Genomic DNA, 9,671 nt, shown 5'->3' with positions numbered 1-9,671 from the left:
TCACCCGTCCGCCGCTCGTCAGCAGAGTAGCAAGCTACTCTCTGTTACCGCTCGACTTGCATGTGTTAGGCCTGCCGCCAGCGTTCAATCTGAGCCATGATCAAACTCTTCAATTAAAAGTTTTTTGTTTGAAGTAAACTTCAAACCATGCTCAATGAATTCTGATTTTGATATCTTTCGATATCGAATTGACTATGAAGTCACTCAGTTACATTTGAGACTCTAAATTTGTTTGCGTTACTTAGTAAACTAAGCTTCGCTGTTAGAACTCAATCTGTACGAGTGCCCACACAGATGATTGCTTTATATTGTTAAAGAACTTTGCGACGTTGTCGCTAGGGATGCGTATAATACATCCTTAATTTTTCGAGTCAACACTTAATTTTAAACTTTCTTTTTAGACCGTTTTAAACCGAAGTTTTACTTAACTCTCTGTCACTTTGTTCAGCGCTTTTCATTGCTGCCCGCCGTGTCAGTGGATGCGCATTATAGGGAGATGGATTTTTAACGCAAGCACTTTTTGAAGGTTTTTTTGATTATTTTCGAATTAGTACAATAACCATACAAATAAAGGGCTACAGAGGGGTTTTAGCTCAAAAAGCAGTCATTTTTGTGAGGATAAAATGGCATAGAAAAAGCGACATGCTTTAAATTAGCTATGTCGCTTTTTATTTTTATAAGGCGGATTAGTTATTAGAAATTTCCCAAACAGCGATTGAACCCGAAATTTCATTACCAACAACGAGCAATGCTTCATTCGTTGCACTTTGTTCTGCAGGTATAAATGTCATACCTTCAGGAGCAAGATCACCTGTTATATCTGCATCAGCTTCTAGGCCACGATTAAAAAAGTAATCTTGGAATGTCACATTGTATGGATTAGTAATATCAAACACCATAATGCCACCCATACGCTCTAAACCAATAAATGCAAATGTACGTTCGCCAATCGTACCCAGTGCTAACGCTTCTGGTTCTGCACCTTTGTCATCAGAGCGACTATCACCTTCATTTTCATCTTCGTTATTATTGAATGCTGCTCCGTGAACTGATGCAGTAATACGTGAGATTTGATCGCCCGAGTCAAAAACCACCATGCCGTTACTATCCCAGATGGTAAAAGAGCGAGCACCATATGCATAGAGTGATTCATATTCGCCATTATTATCTTCATCACCTTTAACAGTGGTTACTTTTAAACGGCCAATATCACTGTTGTCATTGTTCAGGTAGTCAAAACTGCTTGCCAGTGTTAAGTCTTTAGCTCTAGTTTCATCTATATATGATAAACAACCATCATCTTCATCGTAATCTAGACCACCTTTTGCTAAACAATCAGCTTCGTCGGTTGTATCAAAGAAGTATTCTCGTGCATCACCTTCGTTCGCTGTGACAATAAAGTTAGCACCTTTCCAAGTAAAGCTTGAAATCGTATCTGGTTGATACATGCCATAGAGACCAGGGTACGATTTAAAGTTAACGCCACCGTCTTTATCTGATGCATCAAAAAGTAAATTAGACCAATCCTTAAAACCTAATCCTTTAAGCTCGAGGCTATTATCTTCGAGGTTGACGATAGCAAGGGCGTTATTTTCTTGTAGTGACACGTAGGCAAACTTATTGTCTTTTGAAATGCTGATGTATTCAGGTTCTAAATCCATTGCTACGGTTGTATTAATCAAGTTACCGTTGATTGTTCGACCTGTCGGGTTAGCAAATACAATCCCAAGTTCTTCAAGCTCTGCTTGTTTGTCGTTATAAGCCGAAAAAGTAATGCTAATAGCAGTATCTGCAATTACACCATCATTAATATTAATAATGCTGATAGAACCTTCAAGGTCAATACTGTAATCACCATTGGGTTCGCCTTCATTTGCAACCAATACTTTATTGCCATCATGGCTAAAAGTAACCATGTCGGGTAGGGCGCCTACAGATACATTTTTAATAAACTGAGGCTCGTCGCCACTAATATCATAAAATGCGATTAAACCTGCATCACCGGTATTACTAGCTGCCATTGCAACGGCTAAAAGTTCATTATTAGCATCAATAGCGATACTGTTTGCATCACCCACACTGTGCTCATTAAGTGCAAGGGTAATCTCTGAGGTTAAATTAGTGCCGTTTATAACCCCTTCGTTATCTTTAACTAAAGCTGCACGATCAAAGCTATCGGCTTTCATGATATTAACGACCGCAGAATCACCGGAACTATTGATAGCAAAAATTCGTTGTTTAGATGCTTGATAAGCGACAATTTCTGCAGCACCTTCAGGGCTTTCTGCGTTCAGCACTGCACGGCCGATAAGATTTATAGTTAAAGCAGCGTTTGCATCTGTACCATTTGCTCCGTCAGTTCCGTTTGTACCATCGGTGCCATTTACCCCATCAGTTCCATTTTGACCTGCAGGACCTTGTTCACCTTGTAGGCCGTCTTTGCCGTCGTCACCGTCTAATGAGCAGCCAGAAAGAATGGTTAAAAGTGATAGCGCAATAATTGATCTTTTTAACATTATTATTTTTCCTTGGAGTTGTATTGAGGCAATTACAACACGCAGGCATTACAACTATATGGCACTTTTATGAGAACAAAATTTAGTCATAAAAAAAGCGAGTATAAACTCGCTTTTTATTTATAAATTAGTAGGGTAGCTCATTACTTTTTAGTTGGGCGCTTCCAACCAGTAAGGTTACGTTGTTTACCACGAGCGACTGCAAGCTGATCATCTTCAACAGTATTAGTGATAACAGAACCTGCGCCAATCGTTGCCATTGCACCAATATTCACAGGGGCTACCAGTGATGAGTTAGAACCGATAAAGGCGTTATCACCAATAATGGTTTTTGATTTATTTACGCCATCATAGTTACAAGTAATAGTCCCTGCGCCAATATTAACTTTTTCGCCAACTTCAGTGTCGCCTAAGTAGGTTAGGTGGTTTGCTTTTGAGCCTTTACCTAAGCGACTCTTTTTCATCTCAACGAAGTTACCAATGTGCGAGTCTTCTTCCATAATCGCACCAGGGCGAAGGCGGGCATATGGGCCTAAAGTGCATTTAGCAGCAACGCTGGCTTCTTCAACAAGTGAGTTAGCTTTAATAACAACGTTATCGCCGATAGTACAATCTTTAAGTACGCAATTTGGCCCAATTTGTACGTTATTACCAAGCGTTACTTTACCTTCGAAAATAACATTAACGTCGATCAGTACGTCTTCGCCAGTCGTTACTTCACCACGTACATCAATACGAGCAGGATCAGCAAGTGTTGCGCCGTTTAGCATTAGCTCTTCTGCTTGCCATGCTTGGTATGCACGTTCAAGCGCTGAAAGTTGTACGCGATTATTAGCACCTTCAACTTCCATCGGATGCTCAGGCTGTGCAGAAGTAATTTCAACCCCTTCACTGTGTGCCATAGCAACAATGTCTGTTAGGTAGTATTCACCTTGGGCGTTATTGTTAGATAGGTTACCTAACCAACGTTTGAGTAGCGCACCATTAGCAGCCATAATACCGGTATTGATTTCTTTAATCGCAAGTTGCTCAGGTGAAGCATCTTTTTGTTCGATAATACCTACTAGCTTGCCATTTTCACGGATCATTCGGCCATAACCTGATGGGTCATCTAAGGTAACCGTTAATACTGCTAAGCCTTTTTCTGGAGTCGCAGCAAGTAGCTTTTCTAAGGTCGCGCGTTTTGTTAGTGGCACATCACCATAAAGAATTAATACGGTGTCATCATCGGCAATGTGTTCTTTAGCAACAGCAACAGCATGACCCGTACCGAGTTGTTCTTCTTGTAATACCCAGTTTACTTGGTTGTGCGATAGGGCTTCTTGAAGCTGATCACGGCCATGACCATAAACAAGATTTGTTTCACGAGCGCCAAGGGCAGTGGCATTATCAATAACGTGCTGAACCATAGGTTTGCCAGCAACTTTGTGTAATACCTTAGGTAGAGCAGAGCGCATACGGGTGCCTTTACCCGCAGCAAGAATAACGGTAGTCAGAGACATTAAAACAATATCCTTCTTTCTTTGTTTTAGGTGTGCAATATTTTGTGAGTTCTGGAAAACATACAAAGTTGTGTAAGTCACATCATGTGTAAATACTCAATCCTAATGTGTTGGACTGAACCTTGAATGAAACAGCTATTCACTATTAATTTACACTATTGTAGCGAGCTTTGATGAAGGATATAAGTATAAATATAAAGTAGGGTGCTAAGCGGTGAATTTTAGGCACAAAAAAGCCCACGTTAAGTGGGCTTTTCGAAAACCGAGTAGGCTTACTTTTTACGTAATTGTTGAATTACGCGAAGTTGAGCGATTGCTTCAGCAAGTTGCACTGCAGCTTGTTGATAATCTAACTCAGCAGTTGACGTATTCGCCATTTGCTCTTCAGCATCACGTTTAGCTTTTTCAGCCGCTTGCTCGTCTAGGTCTTCACCACGTACTGCAGTATCTGCAAGAATCGTGATGCGATCCGGTTGAACTTCTAGCGTGCCGCCAGCAATATACATCACGTCTTCGTGACCAAATTGCTTAACTAAACGTACCATACCAGGTTTTAGGGCAGTTAATAATGGAGCGTGACCATAGTTAACACCAAGGTCACCTTCACTACCACTCACTTGAATCGATTCAACCAGACCAGAGAACAAGCTCTCTTCTGCGCTTACTACGTCAAGATGTACAGTCATAGCCGCCATACTACCCTCCTAATTACATGCTTTTGGCTTTTTCTTGAGCTTCTTCAATAGAGCCAACCATGTAGAACGCTTGCTCTGGCATATCATCAAACTCACCGTTTAAGATACCTTTGAAGCCAGCAATTGTGTCTTTAAGTGACACGTATTTACCAGGCGCGCCTGTGAATACTTCAGCAACGAAGAACGGCTGAGATAAGAAACGCTGGATTTTACGTGCACGAGATACAACTTGCTTATCTTCGTCAGAAAGCTCGTCCATACCTAGGATTGCGATGATGTCTTTAAGTTCTTTATAACGTTGAAGAACTGTTTGAACGCCACGCGCTGTATCGTAGTGCTCTTGACCGATTACTAGTGGGTCAAGTTGACGTGAAGATGAATCAAGTGGGTCTACCGCAGGGTAGATACCAAGTGAAGCGATATCACGAGAAAGTACTACTGTTGCATCTAAGTGAGCAAACGTTGTTGCTGGAGATGGGTCAGTTAAGTCATCCGCAGGTACGTATACCGCTTGGATTGAAGTGATTGAACCCGTCTTAGTAGATGCGATACGCTCTTGAAGTACACCCATTTCTTCAGCAAGAGTTGGTTGGTAACCTACTGCTGAAGGCATACGACCTAGAAGTGCTGATACCTCTGTACCCGCTAGAGTATAACGGTAGATGTTATCAACGAAGAAAAGTACGTCACGACCTTCGTCACGGAACTTCTCAGCCATAGTAAGACCTGTTAACGCTACGCGTAAACGGTTACCCGGTGGCTCATTCATTTGACCGTATACTAGAGATACTTTGTCTAGTACGTTTGAGTCGTTCATCTCATGGTAGAAGTCATTACCCTCACGAGTACGCTCACCAACACCTGCGAATACTGAGTAACCGCTGTGCTCGATTGCGATGTTACGGATAAGTTCCATCATGTTTACGGTTTTACCAACACCGGCACCACCGAATAGACCAACTTTACCACCTTTAGCGAATGGACATACAAGGTCGATTACCTTGATACCAGTCTCTAAAAGTTCTACTGAACTTGATTGTTCTTCATAAGAAGGTGCTGCACGGTGAATAGACATACGCTCTTCTTCACCAATTGGACCAGCTTCATCAATAGGGTTACCTAATACGTCCATGATACGACCTAGTGTCTTCGTACCTACTGGAACGTGGATTGGCTGACCTGTACCTTCTACTGCAGTACCACGACGTAAACCGTCAGTAGTACCAAGTGCGATACCACGTACCACACCGCCACCTAGCTGTTGTTGAACTTCTAAAGTTAAACCAGCTAAGTCGCCATCTGTTACTTTTAGTGCGTCATATACGGCTGGCACGTTGTCTTGTGGAAATTCGATATCCACAACGGCGCCGATAATTTGGACGACCTTACCTAAACTCATGTCTATTCCTCTCATTAAACTTTGCCGAAGCGTTAAACTGCTGCCGAACCGCCAACAATCTCACTAATTTCTTGTGTGATTGCAGCTTGACGAGCCTTGTTATAAACAAGCTGTAACTCATCCATAAGGTCGCCAGCGTTATCAGTTGCAGCTTTCATTGCAACCATACGGGCAGCCTGTTCAGAGGCAGCGTTCTCAACTACACCTTGGTATACTTGAGACTCAATAAAGCGTACTAACAGAGCTTCTAAAATCGCTTCTGGGTTTGGCTCATATAAGTAATCCCAAGAATGTTGAGATACTTCTTCTTCAGCTTTTGGCAAAGGGAGTAACTGATCGATTGTTGGCTCTTGCTTCATAGTATTAACGAACTTGTTAAATACTACGTATAAGCGGTCAATTTTACCTTCAGAGTATGCATCTAGCATTGTCTTTACAGGACCAATAACGTCTTGTAGTGAAGGTGTATCTCCTAAGTTCGCTTTTTTAGCGACTAACTTACCGCCAAAACGTTGGAAAAAGCCAGCTGCTTTGCTACCTAAAGTAGTAAATTCAGCTTCAACGCCTTTTTCTTTCCACGCTTTAACATCTAGGGCAACTTTTTTGAACTCGTTTGAGTTCAAGCCACCACATAGACCACGGTCAGTAGAGATAACAATATAACCAACTCGTTTTACTTCACGCTCTTCTAAGAAAGGGTGAGTAAAATCAAGATTTGCTTGAGCAACACGACCAATCACTTGGCGTAAGTTTTCAGCGTATGGACGGCTTGACGCCACACGTTCCTGCGCTTTTTTCATTTTAGACGCAGCAACCATTTCCATTGCGCTGGTGATCTTTTGAGTATTCTTGATACTCCCGATCTTGCTTTTAATCTCTTTTCCGCTGGCCATGACTCTCTCTCCGAATCAGGTGGGCTTTAGTTGCCTAAAGCTCACCATTCATAACTAAATTACCAAGTTTGCGTCGACTTGAACTTCTCTAGAAGTTCTTTAAGTTGAGCTTCAATCTCAGCGTTGTAGTTACCAGTTTCATTGATTTGAGCCATTAGCTCTGCGTATGTGCTGTTTGCATAAGAAATTAGGCCAGCTTCGAAATCCATGATTTTCGCGATTTCGATGTCTTTAAGGTAGCCTTTTTCAGCAGCAAATAGCGACAGAGACATTTCAGCAACAGACATTGGTGCGTACTGTTTCTGCTTCATTAGCTCTGTTACGCGCTCACCATGCTCTAATTGAGCACGTGTTGCATCGTCAAGGTCAGACGCGAACTGCGAGAACGCAGCTAATTCACGGTACTGAGCTAACGCTAGACGGATACCACCACCTAGTTTCTTAACGATTTTAGTTTGCGCTGCACCACCAACACGAGATACCGAGATACCAGCGTTAACAGCTGGACGGATACCTGAGTTGAATAAGTCAGTTTCTAAGAAGATCTGACCATCGGTGATAGAGATAACGTTTGTCGGTACGAACGCAGAAACGTCGCCGCCTTGAGTTTCAATGATTGGCAATGCCGTCAATGAACCTGTTTTACCTTTCACTTCACCATTAGTGAACTTCTCAACGTAATCAGCGTTTACACGTGATGCACGCTCTAGAAGACGTGAGTGAAGGTAGAATACGTCACCTGGGTATGCTTCACGGCCTGGTGGACGCTTAAGTAGTAATGAGATTTGACGGTAAGCAACAGCTTGCTTAGATAAATCATCATATACGATTAGCGCGTCTTCACCACGGTCACGGAAGTATTCACCCATAGTACAACCAGAGAATGGTGCTAGGTACTGAAGTGCCGCAGATTCAGAAGCAGATGCAACAACAACAATCGTGTTTTCTAATGCACCGTGCTCTTCTAATTTACGTACTACGTTAGCGATAGTAGATGCTTTTTGACCAACTGCAACGTACACACACTTAACGCCTGTACCTTTTTGGTTGATGATAGCATCGATTGCTAATGCAGTTTTACCAGTTTGGCGGTCACCGATCACAAGCTCACGTTGACCACGACCTACTGGGATCATCGCATCGATAGATTTATAACCAGTTTGTACTGGCTCATCTACTGATTGACGTTCGATAACGCCTGGTGCGATTTTCTCAACAGGTTCAAAACCGTCGTTATCTAAAGCGCCTTTACCGTCGATAGGTGCACCTAGTGTGTTAACAACACGACCAAGTAGACCACGACCAACAGGAACCTCTAGGATACGACCAGTTGATTTAACTTTTACGCCTTCTTTAAGGTCAGCGTAAGGACCCATTACTACAGCACCTACTGAGTCACGCTCAAGGTTTAGTGCGATAGCATAACGGTTGCCAGGAAGCTCGATCATCTCACCTTGCATACAGTCAGCAAGACCGTGGATGCGGATGATACCGTCAGTAACAGATACGATAGTACCTTCGTTACGAGCTTCACTTACAACTTCGAACTGCTCAATACGTTGTTTGATCAGATCTGAAATTTCAGTGGAATTAAGTTGCATGCTCTTTTTCCCAATTACGATTGTAGTGATGTAGCTAAGCGGGCTAATTTGCCACGTACTGAGCCGTCGATTACAGTGTCACCCGCCTTAATGATAAGACCGCCAACAACTGTAGTATCTTCACTACAATTCAGCTTAACTTTGCGTGCGAAACGTTTTTCAAGTGCCGCTACCAATGTTGCTTGCTGCTCAGCAGCAAGCGGTGTTGCAGAAATCACGTCAACGTCGATTTCTTTGTCGTAGTCCGCTTTAAATTCAGCGAATAACTCAGCAACAGCAGGCAGTGCAACTAAACGTCCATTTTCAGCCATCACCTTGATTAGGTTCTGACCTTGTTCGTTGAGCTGCTCTGCACAGATCTTGATAAACAGATCTGCTTGTTCAGTAGCAGTAGGCAATCCAGCTAGCGCGGCAGCGGCTTGCTCGTTGCTGGCAACGTGGCCAGCAAAGAACAGCATGTCGTTCCAACTTTCAACAGTGCCTTTTTCAACGGCAAGTTCAAAAGCCGCTTTAGCGTATGGGCGAGCGATAGTAGCCAATTCAGACATGCTCATACCCTCCTAATTACAGCTCAGCGACAAGTTTTTCAACGATGTCACTGTGTGCGGCTTGATTGATTTCGCGCTCTAAAATCTTCTCAGCACCAACCACTGCCAGCGTCGCTACTTGTTTACGTAGTTCTTCTGTTACACGGTTACGCTCTGCTTCGATTTCAGAGTGCCCTTGAGCAATAATTTTTTCACGCTCTTGTTGACCACGAACAGTTTCTTCGTCAACGATTAGCGTGGCACGCTTTTTAGCTTGTTCAATGATATCAGCCGCTTGAGCTTTTGCCTCTTTAAGCTGCTCAGCAGCTTTCTTTTGCGCAAGTTCTAAGTCTTTTTCGGCTCTATCAGAGGCAGCTAAACCATCTTCGATTTTCTTCTGGCGAGCTTCAATTGCACCATTTAGTGGTGGCCATACGTATTTCATACAGAAAAGTACGAAAACCGTAAATGCAATTAATTCACCGATAAGAGTGGCTGTTAAGTTCACGACCGCTCCTCCTTAAAATAGTAAGCTGTT

8 protein-coding genes and 1 rRNA gene are annotated in these 9,671 nt (G+C 42.7%); all 9 read right to left on the bottom strand.

Features of this window, described 5'->3' with window-relative positions; all coding sequences use genetic code 11:
* Nucleotides 1–116: ribosomal RNA gene (locus tag L1266_RS16990) — 16S ribosomal RNA — on the bottom strand; the annotation flags it as partial.
* Nucleotides 117–686: 570 nt separating this feature from the next.
* Nucleotides 687–2,516 (bottom strand): choice-of-anchor I family protein, encoded by a 1,830-nt coding sequence (locus L1266_RS16985; protein ID WP_235377967.1) that lies wholly within the window; start codon nucleotides 2,514–2,516, stop codon nucleotides 687–689.
* Between the two features lie 143 nt (nucleotides 2,517–2,659).
* The gene (glmU, locus tag L1266_RS16980; RefSeq protein WP_235377966.1) at nucleotides 2,660–4,018 is read right to left on the bottom strand and encodes a bifunctional UDP-N-acetylglucosamine diphosphorylase/glucosamine-1-phosphate N-acetyltransferase GlmU; all 1,359 of its coding nucleotides are present in this window, start codon (nucleotides 4,016–4,018) and stop codon (nucleotides 2,660–2,662) included.
* Between the two features lie 272 nt (nucleotides 4,019–4,290).
* Nucleotides 4,291–4,713 (bottom strand): F0F1 ATP synthase subunit epsilon, encoded by a 423-nt coding sequence (locus L1266_RS16975; RefSeq protein ID WP_054554812.1) that lies wholly within the window; start codon nucleotides 4,711–4,713, stop codon nucleotides 4,291–4,293.
* Nucleotides 4,714–4,726: 13 nt separating this feature from the next.
* Nucleotides 4,727–6,112 (bottom strand): F0F1 ATP synthase subunit beta, encoded by a 1,386-nt coding sequence (gene atpD / locus L1266_RS16970; RefSeq protein WP_054554811.1) that lies wholly within the window; start codon nucleotides 6,110–6,112, stop codon nucleotides 4,727–4,729.
* A 32-nt stretch (nucleotides 6,113–6,144) separates the two neighbouring features.
* Nucleotides 6,145–7,005 (bottom strand): F0F1 ATP synthase subunit gamma, encoded by an 861-nt coding sequence (gene atpG, locus L1266_RS16965; RefSeq protein ID WP_054554810.1) that lies wholly within the window; start codon nucleotides 7,003–7,005, stop codon nucleotides 6,145–6,147.
* A 59-nt stretch (nucleotides 7,006–7,064) separates the two neighbouring features.
* Nucleotides 7,065–8,606 carry a F0F1 ATP synthase subunit alpha gene (gene atpA / locus L1266_RS16960; RefSeq protein WP_054554809.1) on the bottom strand — a complete coding sequence of 514 codons (1,542 nt, stop codon included), beginning with the start codon at nucleotides 8,604–8,606 and terminating at the stop codon, nucleotides 7,065–7,067.
* Between the two features lie 14 nt (nucleotides 8,607–8,620).
* Nucleotides 8,621–9,154 carry a F0F1 ATP synthase subunit delta gene (atpH, locus tag L1266_RS16955; protein ID WP_054554808.1) on the bottom strand — a complete coding sequence of 178 codons (534 nt, stop codon included), beginning with the start codon at nucleotides 9,152–9,154 and terminating at the stop codon, nucleotides 8,621–8,623.
* 16 nt (nucleotides 9,155–9,170) lie between these two features.
* Nucleotides 9,171–9,641 (bottom strand): F0F1 ATP synthase subunit B, encoded by a 471-nt coding sequence (gene atpF, locus L1266_RS16950; protein WP_054554807.1) that lies wholly within the window; start codon nucleotides 9,639–9,641, stop codon nucleotides 9,171–9,173.
* Nucleotides 9,642–9,671: the final 30 nt, after the last annotated feature.

The sequence above is a fragment of the Pseudoalteromonas sp. Cn5-37 genome (assembly GCF_021532495.1).
Lineage (GTDB): Bacteria > Pseudomonadota > Gammaproteobacteria > Enterobacterales > Alteromonadaceae > Pseudoalteromonas > Pseudoalteromonas simplex.
Note: the sequence above shows the minus strand (reverse complement) of the source record. Positions and strands in the feature narration are given on the sequence as shown.